The organism is Paenibacillus sp. B01, from assembly GCF_009649995.1.
In the GTDB taxonomy this organism is placed as follows: Bacteria; Bacillota; Bacilli; order Paenibacillales; family Paenibacillaceae; genus Paenibacillus_O; species Paenibacillus_O pasadenensis.
This window is the reverse complement of the sequence record NZ_CP045802.1, coordinates 3,981,180-3,996,431: the sequence shown is the minus strand read 5'-3', so window position 1 is coordinate 3,996,431 and position 15,252 is coordinate 3,981,180. Positions and strand designations below refer to the sequence as shown.

The 15,252-nt window shown below is 66.3% G+C and carries 11 protein-coding genes; 10 read left to right on the top strand and 1 reads right to left on the bottom strand.

From position 1 onward, the window contains the following. Positions 1–134 precede the first annotated feature (134 nt). The 9 genes from GE073_RS17180 to GE073_RS25505 all read left to right on the top strand — a co-directional run bounded on the left by GE073_RS17180 (position 135) and on the right by GE073_RS25505 (position 12,493). The gene (locus GE073_RS17180; protein ID WP_052332972.1) at positions 135–1,991 is read left to right on the top strand and encodes a heparinase II/III domain-containing protein; all 1,857 of its coding nucleotides are present in this window, start codon (positions 135–137) and stop codon (positions 1,989–1,991) included. Between the two features lie 249 nt (positions 1,992–2,240). Next, a complete protein-coding gene (locus GE073_RS17175; protein ID WP_028597631.1) occupies positions 2,241–3,182 on the top strand; it encodes a carbohydrate ABC transporter permease in 942 nt (313 codons plus the stop codon). 54 nt (positions 3,183–3,236) lie between these two features. Further along, positions 3,237–4,040, top strand: coding sequence for a carbohydrate ABC transporter permease (locus GE073_RS17170; protein WP_043110945.1), 804 nt, complete (start codon positions 3,237–3,239; stop codon positions 4,038–4,040). Between the two features lie 129 nt (positions 4,041–4,169). Further along, positions 4,170–5,567, top strand: a complete 1,398-nt coding sequence (locus tag GE073_RS17165; protein WP_028597633.1) for an ABC transporter substrate-binding protein — start codon at positions 4,170–4,172, stop codon at positions 5,565–5,567. A 72-nt stretch (positions 5,568–5,639) separates the two neighbouring features. Then, positions 5,640–7,271 (top strand): response regulator transcription factor, encoded by a 1,632-nt coding sequence (locus GE073_RS17160; RefSeq protein WP_101807880.1) that lies wholly within the window; start codon positions 5,640–5,642, stop codon positions 7,269–7,271. Beyond that, the gene (locus GE073_RS17155) at positions 7,268–9,082 is read left to right on the top strand and encodes a cache domain-containing sensor histidine kinase (RefSeq protein WP_228551603.1); all 1,815 of its coding nucleotides are present in this window, start codon (positions 7,268–7,270) and stop codon (positions 9,080–9,082) included. The genes GE073_RS17160 and GE073_RS17155 overlap by 4 nt, the downstream gene beginning before the upstream one ends. A 43-nt stretch (positions 9,083–9,125) precedes the next feature. Next, on the top strand, positions 9,126–10,286 hold the full coding sequence (locus tag GE073_RS17150; protein WP_228551601.1) for a glycoside hydrolase family protein: 1,161 nt from the start codon (positions 9,126–9,128) through the stop codon (positions 10,284–10,286). A 12-nt stretch (positions 10,287–10,298) separates the two neighbouring features. After that, positions 10,299–12,329, top strand: a complete 2,031-nt coding sequence (locus GE073_RS17145; RefSeq protein WP_153783928.1) for a DUF2264 domain-containing protein — start codon at positions 10,299–10,301, stop codon at positions 12,327–12,329. Continuing rightward, complete coding sequence (locus GE073_RS25505; protein WP_153783927.1) at positions 12,326–12,493, top strand: hypothetical protein; 168 nt, start codon at positions 12,326–12,328, stop codon at positions 12,491–12,493. The genes GE073_RS17145 and GE073_RS25505 overlap by 4 nt, the downstream gene beginning before the upstream one ends. A 525-nt stretch (positions 12,494–13,018) precedes the next feature. On the opposite strand, the gene GE073_RS17135 is transcribed toward GE073_RS25505, so the two are convergent. Next, a complete protein-coding gene (locus tag GE073_RS17135) occupies positions 13,019–13,651 on the bottom strand; it encodes a DUF1796 family putative cysteine peptidase (protein ID WP_052332975.1) in 633 nt (210 codons plus the stop codon). Between the two features lie 178 nt (positions 13,652–13,829). Between GE073_RS17135 and GE073_RS17130 the strand changes: the two genes are divergently transcribed. After that, on the top strand, positions 13,830–15,083 hold the full coding sequence (locus GE073_RS17130; RefSeq protein ID WP_028597636.1) for an MFS transporter: 1,254 nt from the start codon (positions 13,830–13,832) through the stop codon (positions 15,081–15,083). The last annotated feature ends 169 nt before the right edge of the window (positions 15,084–15,252 follow it).

The following is a 15,252-nucleotide window of genomic DNA, read 5'->3' as shown; positions in this document are numbered from 1 at the left end:
GCCGAAAGTCAATATCGCCGTCAAAAGGGTAAAAAAGCCGATACCGGCCCGTTCATTTTCGCGCTAAAATGATCGAAACGATGGATTCGCGGACCGCCGCCGGCTGCTGCGGACCGCCAAAGGAGAGTGCTCGCTTGCAGCCAGACCGATCGAAGGAAAAGGAGATCGCCTTCTATGAGCCGTATCCGGCTGCCGGCCTCTACGGACGGGACGGCGAAGCGCCTGACTGGGCCGCGATCGCGGCCGATCCCGCTCTCGCGGAGCCGATCGCCGAGCTGCGCGCCGAGGCGGCCCGCCTGCAGGAGCGGCCGGAGCCGCAGCTGACGGAGGAGCTGTATGCCGAGTTCGAGCGCGAGGGCAGGAGGCTCGGCTACGAAGCGGCCTATTTCGAGCGGCGCGGACGGCTGACGGCGTTCGGGCTGCTGACGCTGCTCGGCCTCGGCGGCGATTCCGCGCGGGCGCTGATGCGGCAGACGATCGACGCCGTGCTGGGCGAGAACACCTGGTGCCTGCCGGCGCATATGAAGGGCGAGGCGATCGAGCGCGGCATCGACCTGTTCGCGTCCGAGACCGGCTTCGCTCTGGCGGAGCTGCTCGTGCTGGGCGGCGACGCTCTGGACGAGCCGCTGCGCCGCCGGATCGCCGGGCAGCTCGAGCGGCGTCTGTTCGGCCCGTATTTGGAGCAGGGGCCTTATCCCTGGGAGACGGCCGAGCATAACTGGTCGGCCGTCTGCGCCGGCTCGATCGGCGCGGCGGCGCTGCTGACGCTGCCGGCCGACGATCCGCGGCTGGAGCGGATCGTCGCCAAGGCGCTCGGCTCGATGGATGCCTACCTCGCGGGCTTCGGGGATGACGGAGCTTGCCTGGAAGGAATCGGTTACTGGACGTACGGCTTCGGCTACTATGTCTATTTCGCCGATCTGCTTCGGGCGCGCACCGGCGGCAGGCTCGATCTGCTGGACGGTCCGAAGGAGCAAGCGATCGCGGGCTTCCAGCAGAAAGCCTATCTATGCGGCAGCCGCACCGTCAATTTCTCGGACGCCGAGCCCCATGAGCGAGCCATGCCCGGCCTGGCCGCCTATCTGAGCCGCCGCTATCCCGGCCTGCCGTCGCCTCCGCCGTCCGTGCTGGCGCGCTTCGGCGACGATCCTTGCGCCCGCTTCGCGCCGGCCCTGCGCAATCTGCTGTGGAGGGCGCCGGCGGAGCGCGGGGCGCCGGCGCCGGAGAGCTGGCCGAGCGGCAGCTGGCTGCTGCCCGATGCCGGCTGGCTCGTCTCCCGCCATCGCAGCGCCGGCGGGAGCTTCGGCTTCGCCGCCAAGGGCGGGCACAACACCGAGCCGCACAACCATCTCGACCTCGGCCATTTCCTGCTCGTCGAGGAGGGAGAGCCGGACTTCGCCGCCGATCTCGGGAGCGGCGAGTACACGGCCGCCTACTTCGGCCCGGAGCGGTACGGCTATGCCTGCACCGGGGCGCACGGACACTCGCTGCCGTCGCCGCTCGGCCTCTCCCAGCTGCCGGGCAGGGAGCGCTTCGCCCGCATCCTGGAGGCGGAGGCCGGCGCCGCCGAGGACCGGCTGCGCCTGGAGCTGGCCGCCGCCTACGCGCTGCCTCCCGGCGCCTCGCTGACCCGCCGCCTCCGCTGGCGCAAGCAGGAGCTGCCCGAGCTGGAGCTGACCGACGAGCTCCGCCTGCCGGAGCTCGCCGGCGCGGCGCGGCCGGACGGCGTGCCGCTGCTCGCGACGGCGCTGATCACCCGCTGCGAGCCGCTCGGGCAGGAGGATGGCAGCCTGCTGCTGCATGGGAACCGGCGCCGGATGCGGATATGTTGGCTCCCAGGCTCGCTCCGGCTCCGCATCGAGAGGCATTCGTTCTCGAACCACTCCGGGCTGGAGGAAACGTACGTCCGCCTGGCCTTCGAGACGGCGGCCCCTGTCGACGCGGCAGCTTCGTCCGCGTCCATTTCGCTGTCGCTGCGCTTCCTGCCGTAGGAGTCGAGTCGCCGGAGCGCTGACTCGTCCGCCTGCGGAAGCCATCCGAGACTTGCCTGCAGCAGCCGTCCTCCGGCTGCTGCTTGTTTCGTTTCCGCCGCTTGCGCAAGCAGTCAAAATGAGCGTGAACGAGATCAAAATACCGTCACTGCGACGCGCGGGCTTTTCCTATACTGGAACGAGGAGGCGGCCATCCCGGGAGCATGCGGCCGGGATGGCCGTCCATCGTGCAAAGGCGAGGTGGACCTCATGAAAGCAACGACGACTGGCGGCGCGGCGGTCGAAGCCGCCGCCCCGCCCTCGAAGGCGCGGAGAAGAAGCCGGGGGGAGGAGCTGTGGGGCTGGCTGTTCGTCAGTCCGATGCTGCTCGGCGTGACGGTGCTCGTGCTGCTGCCAATCGTAGCCACGTTTGTCCTCAGCCTGGCGGACTGGAACTTCGTCCAGGGCTGGGACGGCATCAAGTGGATCGGACTGGACAATTTCGACAAGCTGTTGCGGGACGACCTGTTCCTCCGATCCGTCCGCAACAACGTCATCTTCCTGCTCGCCGTCCCGGTCTACATGGCGATCTCGATGATCCTGGCCGTCGTCATCGACCGCCATGTGTATATGAAGGGCTTTTTCAAGGTCGCGTACTTCATGCCCTACATCTCCAACATCGTGGCCGTCGCGGTCGTCTGGCAGGTGCTGTTCCATCCATCGAACGGACCGGTCAACCAGATGCTGCGCGCGCTCGGCGTCAGCCAGCCGCCGGGCTGGCTCGCCGATCCGAACTACGCGCTCCCCTCGATCATGCTCATCGTCGTCTGGACGTCGATCGGCTTCAACCTGATCCTCTACATGGCCGGCCTGCAGTCGATCCCGCGCGACCTGTACGAGGCGGCGGAGATCGACGGCGCGAGCGGCTGGGTCAGGTTCGCCCGAATCACGGTGCCGCTGCTGTCGCCGACGTCCTTCTTCCTGCTCGTCACCGGCGTCATCAGCACGTTCAAGGTGTTCGACATCATCGCCGTCACGACGCAGGGCGGGCCGATCGGCTCGACCTCGATGATGGTCTGGTACCTGTACGACACCGCCTTCGTCAACCTGAAGGTCGGCTATGCTTCCTCGATTGCCGTCGTGCTGTTCGCGTTCGTGCTGCTCATCACGCTCGGCCAGTGGGCCGCCCAGAAAAAATGGGTCAATTATTAAGGGAGGGAAGACCAAGTGACGGAAACCGCCGCCGCATTCAGCTGGAAAAAAGGCATCCTGACCGCCGCGCTGCTCGTCCTCAGCCTCCTGTTCCTGCTGCCGTTCGTCTGGATGCTCGTGACGTCGTTCAAGCCGGAATCGGAAGTGTTCGTCTATCCGATCCAGTGGATTCCGAAGCAATGGAACGCCGTCCAAAACTACTCGGAGGTGTGGGCCGGCTCCTATCCGTTCTGGCGCTACTATCTCAACTCCATCCAGGTCGCCTTGATCACGACGGCGATCTCGGTGGCGGTGTCGAGCCTGGCCGCCTACGGCTTCTCCAAAATCCGCTTCAAGGCGGCGGGGCCGCTGTTCCTGATCGTGCTCGCCACCTACATGGTCCCGCATCAGGCGATCCTCGTGCCGCAGTTCATCCTGTACCGCCGCATCGGCTTGTTCGACAGCCATCTCGGCCTCATCCTGCTCGGCTCGTTCAGCGTGCTCGGCACGTTCATGCTGAGGCAGTTCTTCATGGGGGTGCACAACGAGCTGATCGAATCGGCGAAGATCGACGGCGCGAGCCATCCGCGCACGTTCGGGTCGATCGCGCTGCCGCTCGTCCGCCCCGCCGTCGCCACCTACGCCATCCTGCGCTTCATCTGGACGTGGAACGACTACCAGAACCCGCTCATCTTCCTGCGCAGCGATTCCCTGTTCACGATCCCGCTCGCGATGCAGAAGTTCACCTCCATGAGCGGCCAGTTCTACTCGCTCATCATGGCGGCGGCCGTCTCGGCGATTCTGCCGCTGCTGATCGTGTTCATCCTCGGCCAGAAGAGCGTCATCGAAGGCATCGCCACGGGCGGCGTCAAAGGCTGAGGCCGGGGATGTAAACGGAACCAAAAAAGTAAAAATGCCGCTAGTTCCGGTCAAGATAACGACATTGGCGGCGAGCGCCGGCTTCTATAATGAAGAAGCAAGCCAACGAGAACGGAGAGGGGAATGCATATGGCAAGAACGAAACCTTGGATGACGACCGTGCTGGCAGGGGCGCTCGTCGCCGGACTGCTGTCCGGCTGCGGCAACGGGGACGCCGGCGGCAACGGAGGCCAGGCCGCCGCAGGCAACGACGGCCAGGCGGGCGCGAGCGGCGATCCGGTCCAGCTGCGGCTCTATACGTACGGCACGGAAGAGGCTTATAATTGGCAAAAAACGCTCGCCGCCTATACGGAGAAGAAGCCCGGCGTCTCGATCGAGCTCGTGCAGCTGAGCGAGAAGGGCGATACGCAGGAAGCGTTCAAGAAGCTGGACCTGGCGGCCGCCTCCGACGAGCAGATCGACGTGCTGATGTTCTCCGATCCGGCCGGCTACGCGCAGCGGGTGGCGCTCGGCATGGCCGCTCCGCTCGACGACTTCATCGCCAAGGAAGGCATCAAGCTCGAAGAGGAGTACAAGGTCGACACCCGTCTGAACGGCAAGGTGTACGCGCTGCCGGGCAAGTTCAACCCGTGGTACGTGCTGCTCAACAAGGATCATCTCGCGGAGGCGGGACTCGACGTTCCGACCGAGTGGACCTGGGACGAGTTCGCCGATTATGCCAAGGCGCTGACGAAGGGCGACGGCCCGTCGAAGCGTTACGGCGCCTATTTCCACGGTCCTCAGAACGGCGGCTGGATGGAGTTCCTGAAAATCGCCATGGAGAACCAGCCGGAGGGCGCGGATTTCCTGAAGGAAGACGGCACGTCGAACCTCGACAGCCCGAACTTCCGCAAATCGCTCGAGCTGCGCGTGCGGATGGAGAAGGAGGATCAGTCGACCGTTCCTTACGCGGACATGATCTCTCAGAAGCTGGCCTACCGGAACCAGTTCTTCAACCAGACGGCGAGCATGATCCCGATCGGCTCCTGGATGAACACGGAGATCGGCGGCACGGACAAGGTGCCGCTGACGTTCAACGTCGCGGTCGCGCCGTTCCCGAAAACGAACGCGGCCGACGAGAACGGCCTGACGCCGGTGACGACCGACTACGTCGCCGTCTACGGCAAGTCGAAGCATCAGCAGGAGGCGTATGAGTTCGTGCGCTGGTACACGACGGAAGGCCAGGTCGTGCAGGGCAAGAACATCCCGGCCTGGAACGGAGTCAAGACGGAAGACGTCAGCGCGACGATCGACACGATCCTGTCCGGCACGAAAAATCCGGAGCTCGTCGACAAGGAGTCGCTCGTCACGGTCATGCTGGAATCCAAGGCGTCCCAGATCATCGCGCCGGCGACGTACCAGAGCGAGGTGTACAAAGCGCTGAACGAGGAGTATGAAAAGCTCATCCTGGGCAGCCAGGATATCGACAAGACGATCGAAGCTTCCAAGAAACGCGTCGACGAGATCATCGCCGCGAACAAAAACTAACGAAGCGGGGAAGCGGCAGGGGACTCGGTCCCTTGCCCGTTTCCCTTTCCTTGATGGAGGGGAGGGGCTCGGATGTACAAGGTGCTGCTGGCCGACGACGACTATCCCGTGCTGGAGCTGCTGTCCGAGGCGATCGACTGGACGGAGCTCGGCTTCGAGCTTTGCGGAGCGTACGAGAACGGAGCCGCCGCTTGGGCGCATGCCGAGCGGGACATGCCGGACGTGCTGGTGACCGACATCGGCATGCCCCGGATGGACGGGCTCGAGCTGTGCCGCCGGATGAAGGAGCGGCATCCCGGATTGTGCGTGGCCATCCTCTCCTGCCATTCGGATTTCCACTACGCCCGCCAGGCGATGCGGCTGAGCGTGCAGGAGTATCTGGTCAAGGACACGCTCGACCCGGCCGACCTCAAGGAGGTGCTGCGCAAGTTCAAGCAGGCGCTCGACGCGAAGCTCGAGACAGACTGGGAGCATATGCGCATGAAGCAGGTGATGCGGGAAGCGGGCGAGCTCGGCAAGGAGAAGTTTTTCCGCAGCTTCATCCAGCAGCCGCTGCTCAGCTCCGGACAGTGGCAGCAGGAAGCGGCCGCCTACGGGCTGCTGCGCGGAGGGGAGCATGTGCTGCCGGCGCTCGTCTGCACGGAGAGCTACGAGCGGCTCAAGGAGCGCTTCTCCTCCGAGCAGACGCTTCACTTTGCGATCGGCAACGTGCTCGGCGAGCTGCTCCAGCATGAGGGAGCGATCCATGTCGGCTACGGCCAGCGCCATACGTTCCTGCTGTTTTCGTTCCGGCGGGGCATCCACAGCCGCCCGGTCGGCGCGGCGGAGGAGACGCTGGTCCGCCTGCAGCGGGAGCTGGAGCGGGTGCTGGGCGTGCGCTTCGCCGCTCTCATCGGCACGGGAGCGGGCACCCCGGAGGAGCTGCGGCGGGGGATGAAGGAGCTGCTCGCGGCGACCGAGCAGCGCTTCTACCTTGAAGAAAGGGAGATCGCCCGGCTGACGCCCGTCGCGCCCGGACGCGGGGATCTGTTCAGCCGCTACGACGAGGCGCGGACCGAAATCCGCGACGCGGTCGCCAGCCCCGATCCCGGCGCCCGCAGGCTGGCGCTGCGGCGCTGGATCGACGTCATCCGCGCGGAGCGGCATCCGGAGCATGCCGTCAAGGAGTGGATGCTGAAGCTGCTGCTCGATCTGAGGCTCGGCCTGCGGCGCATTCCGTATGCCGGAGCCGCGCCCAGCGCCGACCGGATGCACCGGGAGATCGTGGAGACGGACTCGCTCTGGAGCCTGGAGCAGTGGACGGCGGAGCGGCTCGACGCCTACTACCCGAGCGCGCCGAAGCGAGGCGGAACGGGGCCGCGGCCGGAGGTGGCCGAGGCTTGCCGCTACGTTTCGCGGAACCTGGAGCGGCGGATCGCGCTCGAGGAGGTGGCCGGGCAGCTGCATCTCAACGCGAGCTATTTCAGCCGGCTGTTCAAGAAGGAGACGGGGCGCACGTTCATCGAGCATGTGACGGTCGAGAAGATGGAGCGGGCGCGGGAGCTGCTGGAGCATACGGCGCTGTCCGTCGGCGAGATCGGCGAGAAGCTCGGCTACGACAACCTGAGCTACTTCATCAAGACGTTCCGGTCCCACGCGGGAGCGACGCCGATGGAGTACCGCACGGCGGGCGCCGGCCAGGCCGGCGGAGGCGGCCGGGCGTGAAGGGCGGCTTCGGGAGGCTGCCGGGCTTCCGATCGATCCGCGGCAAGCTGATGGCTGCGGTCGTCGTCTGCGTGCTGGCGCCGGCGCTCCTGACGCTGCTGCTGTTCAGCTCGCTCGCCGAGGACGCGGTGCAGCGCCAGGCGATCGCGAATGCGGAGAACGCGATGAAGCTGACCGGGGCTTCCATCGAGACGCAGCTCGGCGACATGCTGACGATCGCCAACCACATCCAGCTCAATCCGGACATGACGGGGTATTTCAAGCGGTACGTGCGCTTCGGGTCCGAGCAGCCCGATCCGGTCGGGAAGTTCGCGGCCGGCAGCCGCATCCTGCAGCAGCTGGAGAGCCTGAGCGCCGTCGGGGACCGGAGCTACATCAGCATCCTGCTCACCGACGGCACGGTGTTCACCAACTACTCGACCGACGAGTTCCATCCCCGGCGGTTCCGGGAGGAGGCCTGGTTCGGGGAGCTGCAGTCGTTCATCGGCCTGCAGAGCTACTGGATACCGACGTCTCCGACCGTGTTCCTGTACGAAAAGAAGAACAGCCCGTACCAGCTGAGCGTCGCGCGCACGCTCCGGCTCGACGACTCGACGATCTACGGCTATGTCGTCGTGACGACGATGGAGAGCCGGCTGCGCGTCCAGTTCGAAAAAGTGGCGCAGGAGCGCCGGGTGCTGCTCGTGGACGAAGAAGGCACCGTGCTGTCGGGACCGGAGCTGAGCGACATCGGCTCCGCGCAGCTCGCCAGAGTCCGGCCGGCCGATGCAGGCGTCCCAGCATCGGTCGTCGTCCGCGAGGACGGCGGAAAGCGGCTCGTGACGGAGATGCGCCTTGGCATCAACGGCTGGAGCCTCGTCTCCGTCCAGCCCTACAAGGAGGCGATCGCCAACATCAGCCAGATCTTCAACCGCGTCTTCCTGGCGCAGCTGCTGCTGTTCGTCGCGATGCTGGCGCTGCTCGTCGGCATCATCCGCCGGCTGACGTATCCGCTCGTCCATCTCGGCAAGGCGGCGAGCGCCGTGCAGCGAGGTAATCTGGAGATGCGGACGGGCGTGCGCGGGCCGGACGAGATCGGACGGCTCGGCATCCTGTTCGACCAGATGCTCGACCGCGTGCAGGACATGATCCGGGAAATCTCGGCCGGCCAGGCGCGCAAGCGGCTGGCGGAGCTGGCGATGCTGCAGGCGCAGATCAACCCTCATTTCCTGTTCAACGTGCTGAACTCGATCCGGATGAAGGTGCTGCGCTCCGGCGACGCCGACAGCGCCAAGATGATCTCCTCGCTGTCGCGGCTGCTGCGGATGACGATCAGCCGGGAGGAGGCCGCGATCACGCTGCATGAGGAGATCGAGCTGCTGCGGCATTATGTGGAGCTCATGAACCTGCGGCAGAAGGAGGGAGCCGATCTTGTCCTGGACATCGACGCGGACGCTTTTCTCGTGCCGGTGCCGCGCTTCATCCTGCAGCCGCTCGTAGAGAATGCGCTCCTCCACGGCCTCAGCCGCAGCGGAGGGACGGTGCGCGTGGAGGCGCGGCTGGAGGCCGGCGGCGCGCGGCTGCTGCTGCGCGTCGAGGACGACGGAGCGGGCATGGACGAGCCGAGCCTGGAAGGGCTCCGGCGCCGCCTCGAGGAGCCGCGTCCGCAGGAGGCGTCGGCTGCGGAGGCGAGCATCGGCCTGTCGAACGTCGGCGAAAGGATGCGGCTCATGTATGGCGAAGGGTTCGCGATCGAAGCAGACTCGTCCCCGGGACGAGGAACGTCGGTGACGATGAGGGTGCCTTTGCCGGCCGCGCGGCCGGCGGAATGAACGATCGCGGCGAAGCGGCAGATGACAAAGGGGGAACGAGAGGATGGGTAACGAGACGATGGCGGATATCGAGCGCAAGGCGGGAGCGAAGTGGGCGGAAGCGGCATGGGAAAGGGCGCTCGCCAAGACGCTCCGCGTCAGCAGGCGCATCGGCGCGGAATTCCCGCATGCGAGCCAGGGCGGCTCGTACGGGCTGGAAGCGCCGCATTGGTGGACGGCGGGCTTCTGGCCCGGGATGCTGCTGCTGCTCGACGAGGGCGGACGCGCGCCGGAGCTGAGGGAGATCGCCGAGCGATGCGAGGAGCGGCTCGACGACGTGCTGGACGGCTACGACAAGCTCGACCATGACCTCGGCTTCATGTGGGTGCCGACGAGCGTCTATCGCTGCAAGCGGACCGGAGCCGAGGATTCGCGCCGCCGCGCCTTCAAGGCGGCCCAGTATTTGATGGGGCGCTTCAATCTGCAGGGCCGTTACATCCGCGCCTGGAACCCGTGGTTCGAGGGCGACGACAACGCGGGACTGGCCATCATCGACTGCTCGATGAACACGTCGCTGCTCTACTGGGCTTCCCGCGAGAGCGGCGATCCGCGCTACCGCCATGCGGCGAACGCCCATATGGATACGGTCGTGAAGCATTTCGTGCGCGAGGACGGCTCGGTGCGCCACATCGTCCGCTTCGATCCCGAGACGGGCGAGGCGCTCGAGGCGCTCGGCGGCCAGGGCTGGTCGCCGGAATCCGGCTGGTCGCGCGGCACGGCCTGGGCGCTGTACGGCCTCGCCCTCGCCTACCATCATACCGGCCGCGAGCCCTATCGGGACGCGTCCAAGCGCGTGGCCCACTACTTCCTGTCGCAGCTGCCCGAGGACGGGGTGCCGCACTGGGACTTCCGCGCGCCGGAGGACACGCTGCATCTGCGCGACAGCTCGGCCGGCAGCTGCGCGGCGTCGGGGCTGCTGCTGCTCGCGGGCCTCGTGCCGCCGGCCGAGAGCGCGTCGTACTGGCGCGCGGGCGTCCGCCTACTGCGGGCGCTCGACGAACGCTGCGGCGCCTGGGACGATCCGGCCGAGGAGGGGCTGCTGAGACATGGCACGAGCCACTATCCCGAGCGCAAGCATCTCGACGTGCCGCTCATCTACGGCGATTATTTCTTCGTCGAGGCGCTGGCCCGCCTGCGCGGCGCCGACGTCATCGGCTGGGAATAGGAGGCGGCGATCATGCATGGATCGATCCGGCATCCGGCGGCGGACAATCCGCTGCGTACGAGAGCCGAGCTGCAGGAGGCGGTCCGCCAGCTGATCGCCCCGCTGCAGCCCCACTACAGCGAAGGCGGCGCGCGGCTGCGGCTGGGAGCGACCGGCGCGAGCTACGCGCCCGAGGTATCCCAGCTCGAAGGCTTCTCGCGCGTGCTGTGGGGCGTGGCGCCCCTGCTTGCGGGACAGCGCGGCTCGGAGCTGGCGGCGGACGATCGGGACTGGGCGGAGCGCTGCGTCCGGGGCTTCCGCTCCGGCACCGATCCCGCCCATCCCGATTACTGGGGCGACTTCGCCGACTACGACCAGAAGATGGTCGAGACGGCCGCGTTCGGCTTCGCGCTCGCGCTTGCGCCCGAGCAGCTGTGGGAGCCGCTGTCCGAGGCGGACAAGGAGCGCGTCGCCGCCTGGCTGTCCTCGTTGAGCGGACATCCCGTCTGGGATTGCAACTGGCTGTTTTTCCCCGTCATCGTCAACCTCGCGCTGCGCAAGCTCGGCCTTCCTTGGGACGAGGCGCTCGTGGAGCGCAATCTGGACCGGATCGACGCCTTCTACCTGGGCGAAGGCTGGTATGCGGACGGCGTGGGCGCCCATGCGGACTACTACGTGCCGTTCGCGTTCCACTATTACGGCCTGTTCTACAGCGTGCTGATGGGACAAGAGGACCCGGAGCGTTCGGCGAAATACCGGGAGCGCGCCGCGGCCTTCGCCCTCGACTTCGTCCATTGGTTCGATGCGGACGGCGCGGCGCTGCCGTACGGCCGGAGCCTGTCGTACCGCTTCTCGCAGGCCGCCTTCTGGGGCGCGCTGGCCTATGCGGGCGTCGAGGCGCTGCCGTGGGGCGTCATGAAAGGGCTGCTGCTGCGCCATCTGCGCTGGTGGCTGCGGCAGCCGATCTTCGGGCCGGACGGCGTGCTGACGATCGGGTACGCGTATCCGAACCTCGTCATGGCCGAAAACTACAACGCCCCGGGCTCGCCGTACTGGGCGCTCAAGTCGTTCCTGCCGCTGGCGCTGCCGCAGGATCATCCGTTCTGGACGGCCGAGGAGCTGGCGCTGCCTGCGCTGGAGGCGATCCGTCCGCAGCGGCCGGCGCGCCTCGTGCTGAGCCGCGCTGCCGGCGGCCGCCATGTGGCGGCGTTCAACGCGGGCCATCCGGGAACGAACGAGCATACGCATGCGTCGGCCAAGTACGAGAAGTTCGCCTACTCGACCGTCTTCGGCTTCAGCGTGCCGCGCGCGGAGTGGGGGCTCGCCCAAGGCGCGTTCGACTCGATGCTGGCGCTGTCCGAGCGGGACAATCTCTACCGGGTACGCCGGCGCAACGAGGAGTCGCAGGTGGACGGAGAGTTCCTGTACGCGCGCTGGCAGCCTTGGCATGACGTCGAGATCCGCACCTGGCTGGTCGCGGGGCTGCCCTGGCATATGCGGATTCACCGCATCGAAAGCGCCAGGCCGCTGGACGCGGCCGAGGGCGGCTTCGCGCTGCGGCGGGATCTCGCCGACCCGCAGGCCGAGCAGGGCCCGGGCCTGGCGGCCGCTTCGGGCGCAGGCGGAGCCGTGGCGATCGAGGCGCTGCTCGCGGGCGGCGAGCGGAGCGGCGAGCTGATCCAGGCGCAGGCGAATACGAATGTGCTGCATCCGCGCACGTTCATCCCGATGCTGCGCTCGAGCCACGAGCCGGGGATATTCTGGCTCGCCTCCGCCGTCTTCGGAGCGCCGGGAGAGGCGGTCGGGGCGGATGCTGGAGCAGGAGGCGGCTCCAGCGCCGCGCCGAAAACGGCGGGAGCCGCAGGGGCGGAGCTTGCGGGAGCGGGAGCCGCAGGCGCAGAGGCGCCGGCAGCGGAAGCAGCGGTCGCTGCCTCTGGGCTGCGCGGCGGATGGCGCGCGTTGTTCGCCTTCGAGGAGCGCCAAGGCTCGCTGCAGGTCCAATCTCTCGGGTCGGGACGGACGCTGACGATCGACCTCGACTCCGGCGGATGGAGCCTCGTATGAGGGCGGACCCGGGCCGGCAGTCGGAGGAGGAGCAGGAGGAGGTCCGTCAGGGCGGCAGCCAAAAGGGCGGCAATGGTCAGGACGGCGTGCGGCGAGGTCGGCAACGACTAGCTCCGCAAGGCAGCGCCAAGCAAGCAGGGCAAGGCAAGCAGGGCAAGGCATAAAGTAGAGAGAATGGAAAAAAGCGGCGAGGCGTCTGCCCCGCCGCTTTGGCGCGTTTTCAAGTTTGGGATAGCGAAGCGCGCCTGCTGCCGGTTGCGCAGCGGCTGCAGCTTCGGTTGAGAAGCCGGTTGAGAAGCTGATTGCTTCTCGATTGTGAAGCCAATAGCGAAGTCGTCCATGGAGCTAACGACGAATCAGCTCGCTAGAGCGCTGATTTCGGCTCTCTCCATACCGTAACGACTCGTGAGACGCTTAGAGGCGGAAAATGAAGTCCAATCGGCCTAAATAACGGTCCTGGTGACTTGTAAGCGTCTGAGGCGTCGTTAGCTGGTCGGAAAGTCGAAAACCAGGCTTCTAAGCGTTTGACGCGTCGTTAGCGCGTGAAGCTACATCGATTTTTGCTGGTCCAGCAGCTCGCGCCAGCGCGAGACCTTTAGACATGATAGATTCCGTCCAGCAGCTCGCGCCAGCGCGAGACCTCTAGACGTGATAGATCCCGTCCAGCAGCTCGCGCCAGCGCGAGACCTCTAGACGTGATAGATCCCGTCCAGCAGCTCGCGCCAGATTCCATCATTGTCATGGAACATGTCGGGGACGCGGGGGATCTGCACGGCGCACACATGGGGGATGCGCCAGCCGAGGTCGACGATGCCCTCCGTATCGCCATGCTGCACGTAGAGCACGGCGAACGTCGCGCCGACGAGCGAGCGCAGCACGAGCTGCAGCTCGAACAGCTCCGGATAGCTGCCCTCGGTGCGCACGAGCAGGATGCGGCTGCTGCCGGAGAGCTTGCCGAGCATTCGGTCGACGCGCCGGTCGAGCTTGGCCTTCACCTCGGGATAGGGAAGCAGCGCCTCCGCATGGTCGGCACGCACCGGGTAATCGTGGTTGGATACGATGTGGTAGGCCGGATCGTACACGAGATAGCAGCCGGCGTTCGGATCGATGCCGGTGACGCTCAGGTTGCGCAGCTCCATGAAGCTCGCAAAGCGCTCCTGCAAGGCGCGCGAGACGCCGCTCAGCAGCGGGGAGCCCATCCAGTCGATCGGCCCGGAGTAGCGCCGGAGGCCGTTCTTGGCCAGCTGCACGCCCGGCAGGCAGTTGTGGCCGAGGCTGTAGATCGCGTCGTAGGGTCCTTTCAGTTCCGAAAGCGTCATCATCGGATGTCCCTCCTCGTTCAGCTTTCTATCAATAGATGCTAGAAGGCGATAGATGGACAGGGCAGGCGCAGAAAGCGGGACAAATTGGGCAGGCGGTGCTATAATCCGTCCTGACACCAATCCTGCCCGTCCGGCAGAGGGCCGGCGAGCGGCGGGAGAGACGGAAGGAAGAGAAGAAATGGGCTCAAGGCTAAGGTGGAGGCTCCCCGCACGCGCGGTGCTTCCGCCGGAAAGAAGGCTCGGCCGCGACGCGGTCGTCTCGCTGATCATCCACAGCTGCTTCCAGTTCGGAGCGTCGATGTCGGGGCTGTTCCTCAACCTGTATCTGTGGCGGCTGACGGAAAGCCTGGCGGTGAACGGCATGTACAACATCATCAGCTTCGGCATCACGCCGGCGGCCTTCGCGCTCGGCGGCTGGCTCGCCAAGCGCAAGGACCGGATGGTCGCGTACCGGCTCGGCATCGTCATGATCGCGGTCTTCTACCTGCTCGTCGTCATCGCCCAGGAAAACGTCGCCGAGTTCTTCGTGCTCTTCGCCTTGCTGAACGGCATCTCGTCGGGCTTCTACTGGGTCGGCTACCTCGTGCTCCAGTACGACGTCTCGACCGAGGCCAACCGGATCCGCTACCTCGCGTTCAACATGATCTGCTTCAACTCGGCCGGACTCGCCGGGCCTGCGCTCGCGGGCTTCATCATCCGCCGCAGCGAGGGGCTGCAGGGCTATATCGTGATCTTCGCCCTCGCCTTCCTCATGTTCGTCGTCGCGGCGGCCGTCAGCTTCCGCATCCCGTTCAAGCCGGACCGGCACCGGACCTACTACCTGAAGCTGATGGGGCTGCTCATGGGCAAGAACCGGCGCTGGCTGCTGGCGCTGTACGGCTTCCTCGTGTTCGGGCTGTTCCAGGGCGTCATGCTGTTCCTGCCGAACATCCTGCTCTTCCGCACCGTCGGGCGCGAGGACTGGGTCGGATACCTCGGCGTCTTCTTCTCCGCGCTGACGGTCGCCACCGGTTATGTCATCTCCCGCTCCGCTCAAAAGGAACAGGTCCACAAGTACCTGCTGATGTCCTCCAGCGGCGTCACGATCGGAGCGTCGCTGCTGCTCGTCGACGTCTCGCTCTGGTCGGTCGTGCTGTTCATGATGCTGTTCTCGATCTTCAACCCGCTCGCGGTCAACACGCTGACCTCCTACTATTACCGGCTCATCGGCACGCTGCCGCTCAAGGGCAACCTGAGGGTGGAGTCCGTCATCATGCGCGAGCTGTTCCTCAATACGGGGCGGGTCATCTCCATCGGCATCCTGCTGCTCGTCGCCGGCGGCCTCCAGCCTGCCGGCATGGCGCTCGTGCTCGTCGCGATGGCCGGCCTGCAATTCCTGCTGCTGGTGCTGGTCCGCCGCGACGAGCCGGCTGCGGAGCCGGCGGAGGGATGAAGGGCCGCGCCTTCCGACTCGGATGGGCGGATGCAGAGGTTCTCCCGGCCCGTTCGATCCAGCCCGCCTTCGCGCTTTCCGGCGCGAGGGCGGGCTTTTCGAATGCGGCCGGCGGCGCAAACTTCAGCCGTTAGGTTTGTTTTTTCAAGAACTTGGAAAAACCCCATAT

Coding starts and splice junctions, on each gene's coding strand:
- GE073_RS17175 (WP_028597631.1), top strand. CDS start 2,241: ATGAAAGCAACGACGACTGGCGGCGCGGCGGTCGAAGCCGCCGCCCCG.
- GE073_RS17165 (WP_028597633.1), top strand. CDS start 4,170: ATGGCAAGAACGAAACCTTGGATGACGACCGTGCTGGCAGGGGCGCTC.
- GE073_RS17160 (WP_101807880.1), top strand. CDS start 5,640: ATGTACAAGGTGCTGCTGGCCGACGACGACTATCCCGTGCTGGAGCTG.
- GE073_RS17150 (WP_228551601.1), top strand. CDS start 9,126: ATGGGTAACGAGACGATGGCGGATATCGAGCGCAAGGCGGGAGCGAAG.
- GE073_RS17145 (WP_153783928.1), top strand. CDS start 10,299: ATGCATGGATCGATCCGGCATCCGGCGGCGGACAATCCGCTGCGTACG.
- GE073_RS25505 (WP_153783927.1), top strand. CDS start 12,326: ATGAGGGCGGACCCGGGCCGGCAGTCGGAGGAGGAGCAGGAGGAGGTC.
- GE073_RS17135 (WP_052332975.1), bottom strand. CDS start 13,651: ATGATGACGCTTTCGGAACTGAAAGGACCCTACGACGCGATCTACAGC.
- GE073_RS17130 (WP_028597636.1), top strand. CDS start 13,830: ATGGGCTCAAGGCTAAGGTGGAGGCTCCCCGCACGCGCGGTGCTTCCG.